This is a genomic window from Vibrio hepatarius (assembly GCF_018860525.1).
Taxonomy (GTDB): Bacteria; Pseudomonadota; Gammaproteobacteria; order Enterobacterales; family Vibrionaceae; genus Vibrio; species Vibrio hepatarius_B.
In genome coordinates, this window is sequence record NZ_JAHKPM010000032.1 from 39,612 (window position 1) to 54,749 (window position 15,138).

The window sequence follows — 15,138 nt, forward strand, 5'->3', positions numbered from 1 at the left end:
TCGGCCTTGATAACTAAAATTTTAGCTTATTGATTAAATCATTTTTATTTTAGCTCAGCAAAGCGAATAACTTGGTGGCAAAATTGCTCATTTTCGGTAATAAAAGGTGCGTGAGAAGAGGAATGAAAAACATGACTTTTACTCATGGGCATCAATAGATCAACATCCTTAGCGACCTGTGCCGGAACCAAGCCATCTAACCGTCCATACAAGCGCAATGTTGGTGTATCAAGCGTTTTAAGATCAAGCCTATGGTCAATAGTTGCAAGTAGTTCTAAGCCTGAAAGTAAAGAAATTGGGTTAGGCTCTGGTCTCGATAAAACGGCACGTTTGAGGTTTTTGACATCTTGGCGAGCTGAAGGACTACCCATAGCCTGAAGTGACATAAACCTTTCTATGGTTAATTTTATATCATCGATTAGTTGATCATTGAAGGCATTAAGTACCTTTGGTTGTATTCCTTTCCACTGCCTGTGTGCTGAAAATTTTGGTGAGCTGGCAACGGTAACCAATTTAGTGATACGTTGAGGATATTGAAGGGCGATGTGTGTAGCGATTAATCCACCGAGCGACCAACCTAGCCAAACGGCTTTTTCTGGTGCGCCATTTAGGATTTGTTGGCTAAGATCTTCCATCGTTTTGAACGTAAGACTATTGCTATGACCAAATCCTGGCAGATCGACAATATGGACTCTAAAGTGTTGACTTAATTGTTCGGCTGTTTGCTGCCAAACAGCGCCATTCATTCCCCAGCCATGGACAAGAACTAGGTCATTACCTTGACCAACACGTTGCCAGTATGGTGTTGTTTGTTTGATCTCATTTTGTACCACGTTTTCCATCCTCAAGAGCGGGTTTAAAAGGTTAAAGTAGTCTGATTGTATCGTTGGCAGGTATGACACCTATGTTAACCTATTGGATTAATAAATACACAACCTACCTGTTGCCTAATCATTGTGATTTATGTGGTTTAGCAATCGACAAGCCTTACCCGCACCCTCTATTTTGTCATTCTTGTCTAAAAAACTTTGCAGTTCAGCCCCGTTGTTTATGTTGTGGTCTTATTATGCCTGAGCAGGTGGAGCAATGTGGCAGCTGTCTAATATCATCACCTGCATGGTCACGTCTTTATTGTGTCGGTGATTATCAGGCACCGCTTTCGGGTTATGTTCATCGATTAAAGTATTTAGGGCAATTTTGGCACGCAAAAACGCTTGCTTTATTACTTGCACCTCATATTAGAGTAAAACCCGACCTGATTACTTTTGTGCCGCTTCACTGGCGCAGATTCTTGTACCGTGGTTACAATCAAAGTCAGCATCTTGCTTGGGAATTAAGTAAACATATGGATGTAGCCTGCAATGGATTGTTTTGTAAAGTTAGGGCAACAGCAAGACAGCGAGGTATGGTCAAGAAGCAACGAGTACATAATGTCAGGCAAGCTTTTGAGCTTGGTCAAGCTATTGATACTGATACGGATCATGTGGCGATTGTTGATGACGTACTGACCACGGGGAGTACTGTAGAGCCTCTATGTCAATTGCTGTATCAAAATGGGGTGAAAACGATTGATATTTATTGTGTTTGCCGTACCTCTGAGCCTGCGGATAACCTAAGTGATGCTAATTTGATCTAAAAGGCTAGATCTTGAGGAAATGAGGAGTAAAATGAGAGATAAATAGCCTACAAAATTACTCAGGTATTCGTCGTGTCAAACTCTATTATTATTACTGAAAATGCCCAGCAGCACTTTGCAAATCTTCTAAGTCAGCAGCCTGAAGGGACCAATATTCGTGTGTTTGTTGTAAATCCAGGTACTCAAAATGCCGAATGCGGTGTTTCATATTGCCCAGTGGAAGCGATTGAATCATCTGATACTGAAATTAAGTACCAAGATTTTTCTGCTTATATTGATGAATTAAGCCTGCCATTTCTTGAAGATGCCGAGATTGACTTTGTGACAGATAAAATGGGGGCTCAACTGACTTTGAAAGCGCCCAATGCCAAAATGCGTAAAGTTTCGGATGATTCACCATTAGTTGAACGAGTTGAGTACGCGATCCAAACACAAGTTAATCCTCAATTAGCAGGTCATGGTGGGCATGTCAATTTGGTTGAAATAACCGACGATGGTATTGCTATTGTTGCATTTGGTGGCGGCTGTAACGGTTGTTCAATGGTAGATGTGACTTTAAAAGAAGGGATAGAGAAAGAATTGCTTCAGCAATTTGAAGGTGAATTGACGGCTGTTCGTGATGCTACAGAACACGATCGTGGTGAGCATTCTTACTACTAATCACCAGTCAACAATGTAAAATAAAGTCTCTCATTTGAAAGGTTGACGGTAAAGTCAGCCTTTTTTGTTTTCAAAACAATTTGTTTTCTCATATATTAGTGGCTTAACCATAACTAAGGAGTAAGTTAGTGGCTAAGCGGATCCCTCCTAAAATCCTAAGTAAGCAAACCGTTGCTCAGTCTAAGCTATTCACTGTAGAGGCCATTGATTTACGTTTTAGTAATGGTGTTGAACGAACCTACGAACGCATGAAACCTAGCGGACGAGGTGCGGTAATGATGGTGCCAGTGACAATGGATGGTGATTTATTACTCGTGCGTGAATATGCAGCTGGCACAGACTCTTACGAATTAGGGTTTCCTAAGGGCTTAGTGGATAGTGGAGAGCTTCCCATTGATGCAGCTAATCGAGAGCTTAAAGAGGAAATTGGATTAGGTTCCAATCAGCTTACGTATTTAAAAGATGTTGTTCTCGCCCCTTCTTATTTTTCAAGTAAAATGACCTTGTTTATTGCAGAAGATCTATACTCAGAACAACTAGAAGGTGATGAACCAGAGCCTTTGGAAGTGATTCGTTGGCCACTTTCTCAAGCACAAGAGCTTCTTAATCACCTCGATTTTTGTGAAGCGCGCAGTATTACAGCGCTATTGCTTGCTCTACGTACCCTGCAACCATGATCAATGTAGAGCGTTGAAGGATTGACTATGCCAATGACAGACGACTTTTCCCAGCATTTACCAGCCGTAATTGATATTGCTCGCGCGGCAGGGCAGTTAACGCTTGATATCTATCAGAAAAAAGATTACGAAGCTTATACTAAAAGTGACCAAACACCTGTGACAAGTGCAGACATCGCTGCACACAAACTCATCTTAGAAAAACTCACAGAACTCACCCCAGAAACACCAGTACTTTCAGAAGAGGATGCCGATGTCAGTTTTAATAAACGGGCCAATTGGCAACGTTATTGGCTAGTTGATCCTTTAGATGGTACACAGGAGTTTATTGCGCGGAGTGGTGACTTTGCTACTATTATTGCGCTGGTGGAGGACCATCGACCAGTAATGGGCGTTGTGTATGGTCCAGTGTCAGGTGTAACCTATTACGCCTACAAAAATAAAGGCGCTTGGAAGATCCCAGATATGGATGAAAGCTTGCGCATTAATACTCTTAACCATGAAGGGCAGGCGAGCTCAATTGCTATGGCGATTAGCCGCAGGCAAGATATCAACCGTATTACCAGCCGAATGAACAGTCGCTGGAACTATGATTTAGTTCCATTAGGGTCTGCTGCCCTCAAAGCATGCTTAGTTGCAGAAGGAGCGGTTGATTGCTATTTACGCTTGGGGCCTACAGGAGAATGGGATACTGCCGCGACCCAGTGTATTGTTGAGGAGGCTGGAGGACGAATCCTGAGTACTCAACTAGAACCTTTGTCATACAATGAGCGAGAGACGTTGGAAAACCCTAACTTTATTGTGCTCGGTGATCAGAGCTTACCATGGGATGAGATTCTACAGGTTAAAGACTAGGGGCTGTTGGTCTTTTGTGATTAGACACTGAGGCTGCTTAAGCTTTAGAGTATATATCTTGTTCGCCCAGCCAACGTGCAATAATGGCTGCTGCGCTATCAGGGTAGTTATCGTGGATATGACGTGCGATACGTTGTACCTCCGATATTAAATATTGATCTCTCACCAAGTCCGCTATTTTAAAGTCAGCGATACCGGTTTGTTTTGTGCCCAACAATTCACCTGGTCCTCGGATTTCTAAATCTCGTTGTGAGATAACAAATCCATCATTGGTTTCTCTTAGTACTCCTAAGCGTTTTTGTGCTGTTTTGGACAAAGGTGAGTGATAGAGCAACACGCAATGGCTGGCAACGCTTCCTCGCCCAACTCTTCCTCGCAATTGATGGAGCTGGGATAGACCCAAACGCTCGGGGTTTTCAATGATCATCAGACTGGAATTTGGCACATCCACACCAACTTCTATTACAGTAGTGGCGACGAGTAAGTGCAGCTTGTTGTCTTTAAAGTCCTGCATTATGGATTGTTTTTCAGATGCCTTCATTCGCCCATGGACTAAGCCTATTTTTAGGTCTGGTAATTTAGCCTGTAATTCTTGGGCTGTATTTTCTGCAGCTTGCGCTTCGAGTAATTCTGATTCGTCAATTAGCGTACAAACCCAATAAGCCTGTTTACCTTCAGTCAGGCATGCATTACGAACACGTTCGACAATATCATTACGTTTAGTATCTGGGATTGCTACAGTTTGGACCGGGGTACGTCCTGGCGGGAGTTCATCAATAATTGAGGTATCAAGGTCGGCATACGCTGTCATGGCTAGAGTGCGAGGAATAGGTGTTGCAGTCATGATGAGCTGATGGGGATACGTACCCTGCTTTTCGCCTTTCTCTCTCAGCTCAAGACGCTGATGAACACCAAAACGGTGTTGCTCATCAATAATTACTAGTGCTAGATGGTGAAAGTTCACATGCTCTTGAAATAAGGCGTGGGTCCCGACTACCATTTGAGCTTGGCCACTCTTAATTTTGTCTAACTCTGCTTGTTTTGCCTTGCCTTTTAGTTTTCCGACTAACCAACCTATTTCAATACCCATAGGCTCTAGCCATTGCTTGAAGTTAATTGCATGTTGCTCTGCTAGTAACTCTGTGGGCGCCATTAATGCGACTTGATAATTATGCTCGAGTGCACGTAGTGCGGAGAGAGCTGCAACCAGAGTTTTTCCTGACCCCACATCTCCTTGTACAAGGCGCATCATCGGGTGCGGTTTTTCCAGATCTCGTTCAATTTCTGCCACAACTCGTGATTGTGCCCTCGTGGGTGAAAAAGGTAGCTGCTGCATGAATTTTTGTTTTAATTCGTCTTTCTCAGCAAGGTGAAGAGCGACATCTTTCTGGCTCTTACTGCGTACCGACAGCATGGAAAGATTTTGCGCCAATAGCTCTTCCATTATCAGGCGGATTTGCGCGGGATGTTTACCTTCATCAAATAGCTCTAAATCTATATCTGGAGTGGGTCGATGTATGATATGTAGAGCTTGATTAAGCGAAACTTGCTGGTTATAGAGGCCAGTAGGCAATAGCTCTTGTACGGCAGTTTTATCGAGCAGATCCAATGCTTGGTGGGTTAGATTACGAAGAGTCAGTTGGCGCAGCCCGTCAGTGGTAGGATAAACAGGGGTTAGGTTTTTTTCCACTTCAGTCGTTTGGTTGGGTGCATAGAATTTGTAGTCAGGATGAATGATCTCCAGTCCTATGCTGCCGCGTTTAATTTCACCATAGGCATGAACTGTTTTGCCTTCACTAAAGTTGTTTTTCATCGCTGCGGTAAAGTTGAAAAACCTCAGTGTAATAGTGCCATTACCATCACTTATCTTAATCGCTAGCATTCTGCGTTTGCCAAATATGGTATCGGCATTCATGACTTTGCCTTGCACGCTTGCCCATAAACCAGGATGAAGTTTGGCGATAGGGTAAACACGAGTTCTGTCTTCATAACGATGAGGGAGATGAAAGAGCAAGTCTTGAATTGAATGGAGACCCACTTTGGATAACTTTTCTGCGACTTTAGCTCCCACGCCAGTGAGAGAAGTCAAAGGAATGGCAGAGAGTAATTGAGACATGACACAGCTCGGTACGTTATTCACTAGCTAATTGACGATACTAGTTAACCACTGAGCTGTGTTTTTGTACAGGAAAACTTGGTAAGGGTACTGCCTTTTACTTCAAGATTGGTTTTAGCGCTACTTTTTTTGCATCTCGCGCCACCAATCTTCATCTGCGATTATTTCTCCCTGTTCATCGATTATCGGATACGGCAATTTTTTGCGTTTGGCGACTTTAGCTAATACAGGGTGTCCGCGCTCAAATAGCACCCGTTGAATAATGTCTTCGGTGAGTGCACTGACAGAGTTTTGATACATACCAGCTGCTTGTCGTTGGCGTTGGGCTTCATACATGAGTACAGCGCTAGCAACCGATACATTGAGTGACTGAACCATACCAAGCATAGGAATAATAATATCTTGATCCGCCAGCTGTTTGGCTTGCTCTGATACGCCCATTTTTTCGCCACCTAGTATGATAGCCGTTGGTTTGGTGTAATCAATAGAACGAAAATCTACAGCGGTATCGGATAAATTGGTGACTAAAACCTGCATATTTTGGTGTTTTAATGTACTGATTGCATCGCTGATGGTGTCATGAGTTTCCACTTCTACCCAGTTACGAGCTCCAGCTGAAGTATGACTGAGCGTTCGCATTGAATGGGGCCAAACAGCATGGATTTTATGGATTGCTGTCGCATCAGCAGTGCGAATTACAGCTGAAACATTGTTGGGCTTGTGGACTTCCTCAAGACAAAAAGTTAGATCAGTTTGGCGTGACTTGAGGACCTGTTGAATCCGGTTATAACGTTCTAAGTTCATAATGATAATAGGGTAGAAGCCCTTGAAGCGATGGTTCAAGGGCATTTTTGTGTAGTGGAAGCCTAGTTTTTACGACGCCGAACCTTTAGAGCATGAGGCATAGCTTTAATCTTACGCATTATACCAGCAAGGTGTACTCTGTCTTTGGTCGTCAGTAAGACAGTGACTGTGTATAAACGCCCGTCTTTCTCTTCTGTTGATAGACCATGGATGTTTGAACCTGTCTTTGAAATTACGTTTGTGAGCTCGGCGAGAACACCTTGACGATTTTGTACGTCAACATATAGTTCGGTAATAAATTCTTGCTCGTAATCCTCAGACCACTCGACTGCCATATACTTATCTAATTCTTTCTGGTAGCCGCGTACGTTTGGACAAGTTTCTCTATGGACAACCAATCCTCGCCCTGGAGAGACATGAGCAATAATGTGATCGTCAGGTATTGGGTGACAGCAATTGGCAAACGTGAGTAATAAGCCTTCAGCACCACGTATAGGCAGTTTTTTCTTTGGTTTACTGCCGTCTGATGATTGAGCTTCAGTCAGTTCATCGACATCGCCTAGTAGTCGACGTGCAATGACGATGCTCATCAACTCCCCAAGGCCAATATCTGCGAGCAGGTCATCGATACTATCTATCTTGAGTTCAGTCAAAACTTTATGGACATTATCTTCACGGATATCTGATAAGGATAGGTCGCCAAGGGCATGATTGAGTAAGCGGCGACCGAGAGTTATTGACTCTTCTCGGCGCATCGTTTTTAAAACTTGGCGTATTTTTGTACGGGCTCTTGATGTGACGACATAATTTAGCCAAGCGGCATTTGGACGAGCTCCTGGTGCACTAATGATTTCGATCGCCTGGCCATTTTTAAGTGACTTACTTAAAGGGTAAGGGTTACGATCTACTCTAGCGCCGACACAGGTATTGCCGACGTCTGTATGGACAGCGTAAGCAAAGTCCACGGCAGTGGCACCAACAGGAAGTTCAACAATTCGACCTTTAGGGGTAAAGACGTAAATCTCATCAGGGAACAGGTCAGACTTGACGTTTTCGATAAATTCGAACGAGTTGCCGGCGCTTTGCTGCAATTCAAGTAGGCTCTGCATCCATCGTTGTGCTTTGATCTGGGCAGTCGTACCAGAGCGATCGCTATTACCTTTATAAGACCAGTGCGCTGCGACCCCTTTATCTGCCATTTGGTCCATATCTTCAGTACGTATCTGTACTTCGACAGGCACGCCATGAGGGCCAACCATTGATGTATGAATTGACTGATAGCCATTGGCCTTGGGTACTGCGATGTAATCTTTCATTCGCCCCGGGCGCGGTTTATACAAGCTGTGAACCTGACCTAAAACGCGGTAGCAGTTGTCTGCGTCAGAAACAACTACTCGGAAGGCGTAGATATCCATAATGGTGTGAAAACGTTGTTCTTTCGTTTTCATCTTGTTATAGATGGAATAGAGGTTTTTTTCGCGACCAAAAACTCGTGCTTTAAGTCCAACCTCTGTTAAGCGACCTTCAATTTCATCATGAATACGCTGAATCATCTCTTTTCGGTTGCCACGAGCCGACTTTACTACCGCTTTTAACACGCGATATCGGTTGGGGTATAAGGCCTCAAAACCTAGCTCTTCAAGCTCAGTTTTAATGTTATGGATGCCCAAACGATGAGCAAGCGGTGAGTATATTTCTAGTGTTTCCCGAGCAATACGGCGCTTTTTATCTGCTCGTAGAGCACCTAAGGTGCGCATATTATGGGTTCTGTCAGCAAGCTTAATAAGGATGACACGGATATCCTGCACCATGGCAAGAACCATTTTACGAAAATTTTCTGCTTGCGCTTCTTTTCGATCACGAAACTTGAGTTTATCAAGTTTTGACACCCCATCGACGAGCTCTGCAACGGTTGCACCAAATTGATTTTCTAAATCTTCTTTGGTTGCGGCCGTGTCCTCAATAACATCATGCAGCAGTGCTGCTTGCAATGTTTCGATATCAAGGCGCATTTCAGCCAGAATTCGAGCAACAGCGACAGGGTGGATTATATAAGGTTCGCCACTTGAGCGAGTTTGCCCTTCATGGGCATCTTTCGCTACCACATAAGATTGACGCAGAGCCTCAACTTGAGGCTCTGGTAGGTATTCTTGGGCAACGTCTTTTAAGCTGTCGAATAGATACAAACTTTAGGCCCGGAAGATAGTTGTTAGAAGATATTCAGATTAACGGCTGTGAGCAATACTGCTTACGGCTGCTAGCTCTGCTGCTTCTTGTTCCTGTTGCTCCTGACGCTCGCGAGCATCAAGGATGTCTTTAGTGATTAGGCCTTCTTCAATTTCGCGTAAAGCGATAACCGTTGCCTTATCATTCTCTTCTGGCACTAGTGAATCTTTACCACCAGTTTGCATTTGACGAGCGCGGCGAGCCGCGATAAGAACTAGGTCGAAGCGGTTGCCAACTTTTTCAACAGCGTCTTGTACAGTTACGCGTGCCATGAGAACTCCAAATTAGTTAACTAAAAATTTTGTATGACGAGAAATTATACAGTCTCTATGTTCTCAGTGTCTAGTAGCCACTGAGAGTAATTAGTGATAAAGCACCTATGAGTGGCTTAATCAGCTAAAAGTGCATCAAGCATCACCTTATATTTGGCAGCTTGTTTGTCTTGCTTTAACCTTTCTGCTCTAATAATGGCCTTAAAATCTATTAATGCGTTATCGAAATCATCATTGACGATCACATAGTCATACTCGGTATAGTGAGAAATTTCAGATTTTGCTTCCGCCATGCGCTTTGCAATGACGGCTTCGCTGTCTTGCCCACGAGCATTAAGCCGTCGTTCCAACTCATCATCTGAAGGTGGTAAAATAAAGATGCTCTGTGCTTTGGGCATTTGTTTACGGATTTGCTGCGCACCTTGCCAATCGATATCAAGGAAGACATCAATACCTTTATCTAAATTATCTTCTATCCAAATGCGTGATGTACCATAGTAGTTGCCAAACACTTCTGCATATTCAAGAAATGCACCTTGTTGTATCAATTCTTCAAAGGATTCTTTTTGTACAAAGTGATAATGAACACCATCTTTTTCGCCTGGGCGCATGCCTCGAGTGGTATGTGATACTGACACTTTCATGGTGTAAGTCGGATTGGTCTCTAGCATTGCAGAAATCAAGCTGGATTTACCTGCCCCACTTGGTGCAGATACGATGTAAAGAGTGCCTTTTCCCATAGGTACATTTCCAAGTTTGGTTCGATCTTGCCAACTTTAAAAGCAGACATATTAAAGATAGCACTGACCGTGAGAAATCACTGAAGTGATTATGTTTTGGTCACAAAAAAGAGGCGAAGACTAGCATAATTTGCACGTCCGTAACAAGCTATCGTCTCCTGTTTATATCCCTAATAGTGATTAAGTTATGAGGGTAATTTGTAGAAATTAAATTGTGATGAATATTGAATTTAATGATGATTATCCTCTGCCATTTACAGTTTTTCATTCCATTTAATATTTTGCGCAATGGTATTCAATATTTGATTCAAAGGTTTGTATTATGGCTTTGTTCATTACTCAATCCAATGGTGAATTTGTCTCTCACTAGGCTAAAAAAAATTCTATATCTTGAGCTATACCTAGGCATGCGCTTTATCTGGCTCAGGTATTAGGCGCGGTATGAGCCATAACATTTTGCGTACCGAATGGGTTGAATGGCAACCCAAATGATGTCTACAAAATATACCTGCAGAATAAGTGTGTTACAGGGGCTGAGTCTCTTGATTCTAGGTTGGCGCAGGCACATAAAGGATTTAAATAATGGGAAACGTATTAAAACAAAATGAAAAGTTAGTTGGCGGTGATAAAGACGAACTTTTGGCTTCTACAGAGTACTATCAAGTACTTCAGCAGCAAACTAAATCGGCAGTTCAAGGTGTGGTCAGTGACGAAGTGTATCCATTGCAATTTCCTGCGCAGGGTGGTTTTCTTTATAATTGGCAGAATCTAAATAATCTCTTTAATCAAGGTACTTATGATTTAATGAGTGGTAATGTTGCCCCTGGTAATATCGAAGGGGCTGCAGAATTGGGTAGTTCTGGTAGTTTTGCTGTGGATTATGTCCAGGTGCTCAGTGGTATTGCTTACGCGTTAAACGAAGCTGATACCGCTAAGTTAAATAAAGTACAAGGTGATGCACAGGCTCAGCAGGCGACTATTGTTCAAGATTTTCAAACTACTTACGGCAACATTACCGAAGATCAACTTGCAGAAGCGAAGTCAGTTGTTGGGCAATGGGGCGTGAGCACTAAATATGACTATATCATTTCATATGTATTGGGTACTCAGTGGAGTGGTACGGCTGCAGCAAATAGAGCGCCGTTAACTTATGAACAAATGTCAACGGCACGTAATCTTAAAGACCTATTACCACAGCGCCCAGGATCCAGTGATCAAGTGATCAATGATGTTGCCATTTACCTTAATATGACTCAATCTGTCAATGCTTTGCAAACTCAAAGTCAAAATGGTTCATGGGTAGTTGCTCAGGCACTTCGTAATACTCAAAATCCATCTGAAGCAAATGGTGGAATGGAAACGTTTAACCCAGTAGATGGTAGCGTAGAAACTAAATTGCGTACTAAGTTTCAGATCAATAAATCTATGGCTGACATTCAGAATGACCTCAATAACGAGCAGCGTGTGATTGAGTTTAATTTGACGACTTCTGAAGCGTCTGGTTCTAGCATGAATGTGAGTGTGAATGGAAGTGCTGGAATTAGTGTTGGCTCTTGGCTCAAGTTCTCTGTTGGAACCAGTGCTTCATATGACATGTCAACGTTCGAAGGTTGCAGTCGTGATGCTGAAGTTACTGTGCAGTACAAAGGTTACTCTATTGTACCCATGAGCCCATTAGCATGGCAGCAAGATATTAATACTGGTTGGTATAATGGTGACATTATTCGCCAAGCAGTTGAAAACCAGGGTAAAGATGTCAGTGGCTTTAAGTTTGCGTCTTCTACGCCACCTCCATTTAATTTTGATTCTCTCAAAGAAGGTGGCAACTTTGGTCTTATCAATAACGTAATTATTAGTAATTACCCAACGATTACTATTAAGTACAAAAATGCTGACTTTAATAGTTTCAAACAGGCATGGAGTACTAAAACGTCGGGTAATATGAGCTTATTTGGTCTTATTTCTTTAGGCAGTTTTAGTGCAGGTGCGTCGAGTAGTCATTATGAGCAAGGTGCATCGAATAGTGAGTTTACCTTGACCTTTGCGCCATCGGAAGAACTGATAAGTGTACCTGAATTCCAAAAGCAGGGCTTTGTTATTGCTACATCAGTGACTAATCCAGGTGTTGCGGGTAAATAAGACTAAAGTGGGAAGGGGTCGTTGATCTAGATCCTTTCTCTATTGATTTAAGGTCTATTCAATTCAGGGCATGGCGTTTTATCTCCATGCCCTTTTATTTTTTATTGACACATTGTTCTGTCCCAAATTTTGTTTTTATTTGCAGCAAAAGCCTTGCAATTGTTTGGATAACCTTACAATTCAATCTTGTATCTAAATAACTCACTCAGATTTTAGGGCAATATCAGGAAAAGCACCTAGCATTAAAGGGGGCTGTTGATGTATTTGACGACAATTTAGAAGCCAAAGGGTGCCCACCTAAGCAAGGAGTTAGAGATTGTGTAGGCGAATTTATTATTTATTGCTGTTTTTCCTTCCCTTAACTGTTAATGCCGAGGTTGATTCCTCCAGTGACTCTTCTGTCCAACAAGTGGTTTGTGAGCGACAGGGTAGTAAGTGTGATGATAAACCTGACACCGATCCACAGCAGGTATCTAAAGAATACTATCAGTATTTGCTCAAGCAATTTAGCCAGGTATTGCCCGGCGATGCTGAGGGTTCTGCAGCAGTACTTGCAGACCCACTTCACAGCCGTTTCCCATATTGGTATCTCAACGAAAATCTTATTTTTAACCAGTATACCTATGACTATATAAGTGCTCGTGTTATGCCTGGTAAGGTTGAAGGTACGGTTCAGCTCTCTGACGGAAACGGTTTTAGCCATGCTTACTTACAGGTGATGTCAGCAATTGATTTTAGTTTAAGTCAACAAACTAAGCAGCAGTTGGCCGAGCAACAAAAAGAGCTGGAAACGCTTGCCAGTGATCTTGTTGATGTCTATGAATATGCCTTCAATACTATTACTCCTGAGAAGATTACCCAAGCTCATCAGACAGTTGAGCCTTATCAAGTAATGATTGAAACCAAACTTGATTATGTCGTTCAATATGTCGTGGGTTACCAGTGGAGCGGGCTGGTTGCACAAGACAAGCCCCCACTGAACTTTACTCAGCTTGCTGATGCTAAAAGCCTTACCCAATTACTGCCAGATATTCCTGCTTCAGGGGCTGGTGTATTGCAAAAACTCAGTTTGTATTTACATTCCTATCGTTTGATTAGTGCCGTAGGTAATGGTTTGCAGTATAACTCAGGTATGCTTAACGCTCTGAAAAACAATGTTCAGTTTCCAACCAAAGCTACAGGAGGGATAAGAACCTTTAATCCTGTTGATGGTAGCGAGTCAGATCAATTCCAGCCCGGGTATGATATTGGAGTGTCGCTTGCAAGTATTACCAACGCACTCAACGACGGTAACCGCACGATACGTTTGACACTAAGAACTGGCTGGAAAAAAGGCATGTCAGCCTCTAAGAACTCGGTTGGTACGATTGCTAACAAGATAATATTTGTGGACGAGTTAGGGCGCTCTACTGATTTAAATTCTTTGACAGAAAGTGGTCAAGTAATGGTTGATGTGGTTTATCAAGGTTATGTCTATCTACCTATATTAAGAACAAGCTTGAGTGCAGGAGGGCAGACTGGCTGGTATTTTAGTGATCCGATTTGGCAAGCCGTCAACAACCAAGCTCAGGATGAGACGGGTTATCAATTTGTATATCGTCCTTCTTTTAACCTTGGCTGCTTCAACCAAGGGGGAAATTTGGCCACTCTTACGGGGGTATTAATTGCGAATGCTCCCCAAGTGACGATAACGATTGACTATACAGGAGAGTCGTTGCCAGTAGCATTTTCTAATGGTTCTGGCCAAGGTAAACTTCTATTCGAAGGAGAAGTGCCAAATAATAGTCTTGGCCACCGAAACTATCATTATCAGATCGCTGAATATGATAATAAAGAGCAAGTGAAGACCCTAATCCTTACATCTGGTGCACAATTGGTTTCAGACAGTCCGTCAGCGAATAATACTAATGCATTGCAAGTCACTGTCCCGACAGCACTGAAAATGGCAGATGTCTTATTAACGACATTCAGGCACCCTTCAGCAGAAGGTGGTGGCAACTGCCAGATGTAAAAAAGCCCTAAGCCTTTAAATTTCTAGGCTTAGGGCTTTGATGAACCATATATGCGTTATTCAATATTCTGGATCTGTTCTCGCATCTGTTCGATAAGAACTTTTAACTCTACTCCAGAGGCGGTGATATCTGTGCTGATAGATTTAGATGCCAAGGTATTGGACTCACGATTAAACTCTTGCATCATAAAATCTAAGCGGCGGCCACACGCTCCTCCTTTTTTGAGGATATTATTGGCTTCTTTAACATGAGAGTCGAGACGATCTAGCTCCTCAGCAACATCAGATTTTTGAGCTAGTATAATCAGCTCTTGTTCAACTCGAGATGGGTCAAGTTCGACTCTTGCCTCCTCAAATTTTGAGAACAATCGCTCGCGTTGCCATTCGATAATTTCCGGCATACGCGCACGTACTTTGACAACTTCTTCGGTAATGGCTGACAAACGCTGCTCGATAAGTGCTTTCATATTTTCGCCTTCGCGACCACGAGCCTCTATAAAATCACTGATAGCCTCATCAAATGCGGTGAGTAAGTCTTTGTTGATCGCATCCATATCTTGCTCAGAGGTTGCCATCACACCAGGCCAGTTCATGATTTGAAATGGGTTGAGTCTGCTGTTATCGCCCGTCATGGTCATCACCTGGTTAGCAGCGTTGATCACCTGATGAGCTAAGGTTTCATTGATACTGAGCTCGCCTTTAGCGGCTGGATTAGCCTCAAAGCGTAATGCGCATTCAACTTTGCCGCGGGCGAGGCGCTTACGAAAACGCTCTCGCAAAACTGGCTCCAAGCCACGAAACTGTTCAGGCAAACGGAAGTAAGTTTCCAAATAACGTTGATTGACGCTACGGATTTCCCACACAGCATTGCCCCATTCACCTTTAACCTCTTTACGGGCGTAGGCGGTCATACTATAAATCATCGAATTTTCCTGTCTTCATCATCTATGAAAATAACGCGTGGCAAATAGTAGCAGAATACGCGAGATTTGGAATGCTATA

Annotated in this window: 13 protein-coding genes; 6 read left to right on the forward strand and 7 right to left on the reverse strand. The window is 42.9% G+C overall.

From position 1 onward, the window contains the following. Positions 1–44: 44 nt before the first annotated feature. Positions 45–842 carry a pimeloyl-ACP methyl ester esterase BioH gene (gene bioH / locus KO511_RS08890; protein ID WP_215987247.1) on the reverse strand — a complete coding sequence of 266 codons (798 nt, stop codon included), beginning with the start codon at positions 840–842 and terminating at the stop codon, positions 45–47. 62 nt (positions 843–904) lie between these two features. On the opposite strand from bioH, the gene KO511_RS08895 reads away from it, so the two are divergent. From KO511_RS08895 to cysQ, 4 genes are all read left to right on the forward strand, one after another. Next, positions 905–1,636 (forward strand): ComF family protein, encoded by a 732-nt coding sequence (locus tag KO511_RS08895; protein WP_215987094.1) that lies wholly within the window; start codon positions 905–907, stop codon positions 1,634–1,636. A gap of 72 nt (positions 1,637–1,708) precedes the next feature. Beyond that, positions 1,709–2,296: a Fe-S biogenesis protein NfuA gene (gene nfuA, locus KO511_RS08900; protein ID WP_215987095.1), complete on the forward strand. Its 588-nt coding sequence runs from the start codon at positions 1,709–1,711 to the stop codon at positions 2,294–2,296. A 128-nt stretch (positions 2,297–2,424) separates the two neighbouring features. After that, complete coding sequence (gene nudE / locus KO511_RS08905) at positions 2,425–2,973, forward strand: ADP compounds hydrolase NudE (RefSeq protein ID WP_215987096.1); 549 nt, start codon at positions 2,425–2,427, stop codon at positions 2,971–2,973. A gap of 27 nt (positions 2,974–3,000) precedes the next feature. Then, positions 3,001–3,828: a 3'(2'),5'-bisphosphate nucleotidase CysQ gene (gene cysQ, locus KO511_RS08910; RefSeq protein ID WP_215987097.1), complete on the forward strand. Its 828-nt coding sequence runs from the start codon at positions 3,001–3,003 to the stop codon at positions 3,826–3,828. 37 nt (positions 3,829–3,865) lie between these two features. On the opposite strand, the gene recG is transcribed toward cysQ, so the two are convergent. The 5 genes from recG to gmk all read right to left on the reverse strand — a co-directional run bounded on the left by recG (position 3,866) and on the right by gmk (position 9,986). Then, positions 3,866–5,944 carry an ATP-dependent DNA helicase RecG gene (gene recG, locus KO511_RS08915; protein WP_215987098.1) on the reverse strand — a complete coding sequence of 693 codons (2,079 nt, stop codon included), beginning with the start codon at positions 5,942–5,944 and terminating at the stop codon, positions 3,866–3,868. Between the two features lie 120 nt (positions 5,945–6,064). Continuing rightward, a complete protein-coding gene (trmH, locus tag KO511_RS08920; RefSeq protein ID WP_215987099.1) occupies positions 6,065–6,748 on the reverse strand; it encodes a tRNA (guanosine(18)-2'-O)-methyltransferase TrmH in 684 nt (227 codons plus the stop codon). Between the two features lie 62 nt (positions 6,749–6,810). Next, entirely contained in the window at positions 6,811–8,934 is a 2,124-nt protein-coding gene (spoT, locus tag KO511_RS08925; protein ID WP_215987100.1) for a bifunctional GTP diphosphokinase/guanosine-3',5'-bis pyrophosphate 3'-pyrophosphohydrolase, read from the reverse strand. 39 nt (positions 8,935–8,973) lie between these two features. Continuing rightward, entirely contained in the window at positions 8,974–9,246 is a 273-nt protein-coding gene (rpoZ, locus tag KO511_RS08930; protein ID WP_215987101.1) for a DNA-directed RNA polymerase subunit omega, read from the reverse strand. Between the two features lie 116 nt (positions 9,247–9,362). Then, on the reverse strand, positions 9,363–9,986 hold the full coding sequence (gene gmk, locus KO511_RS08935) for a guanylate kinase (protein WP_215987102.1): 624 nt from the start codon (positions 9,984–9,986) through the stop codon (positions 9,363–9,365). Positions 9,987–10,568: 582 nt separating this feature from the next. On the opposite strand from gmk, the gene KO511_RS08940 reads away from it, so the two are divergent. Continuing rightward, a complete protein-coding gene (locus KO511_RS08940) occupies positions 10,569–12,125 on the forward strand; it encodes a hypothetical protein (RefSeq protein ID WP_215987103.1) in 1,557 nt (518 codons plus the stop codon). A gap of 316 nt (positions 12,126–12,441) precedes the next feature. Continuing rightward, complete coding sequence (locus tag KO511_RS08945; protein ID WP_215987104.1) at positions 12,442–14,136, forward strand: hypothetical protein; 1,695 nt, start codon at positions 12,442–12,444, stop codon at positions 14,134–14,136. 56 nt (positions 14,137–14,192) lie between these two features. Here the strand turns inward: KO511_RS08945 and KO511_RS08950 are convergent, their stop codons facing one another. Beyond that, the gene (locus KO511_RS08950; protein ID WP_215987105.1) at positions 14,193–15,059 is read right to left on the reverse strand and encodes a YicC/YloC family endoribonuclease; all 867 of its coding nucleotides are present in this window, start codon (positions 15,057–15,059) and stop codon (positions 14,193–14,195) included. Positions 15,060–15,138: the final 79 nt, after the last annotated feature.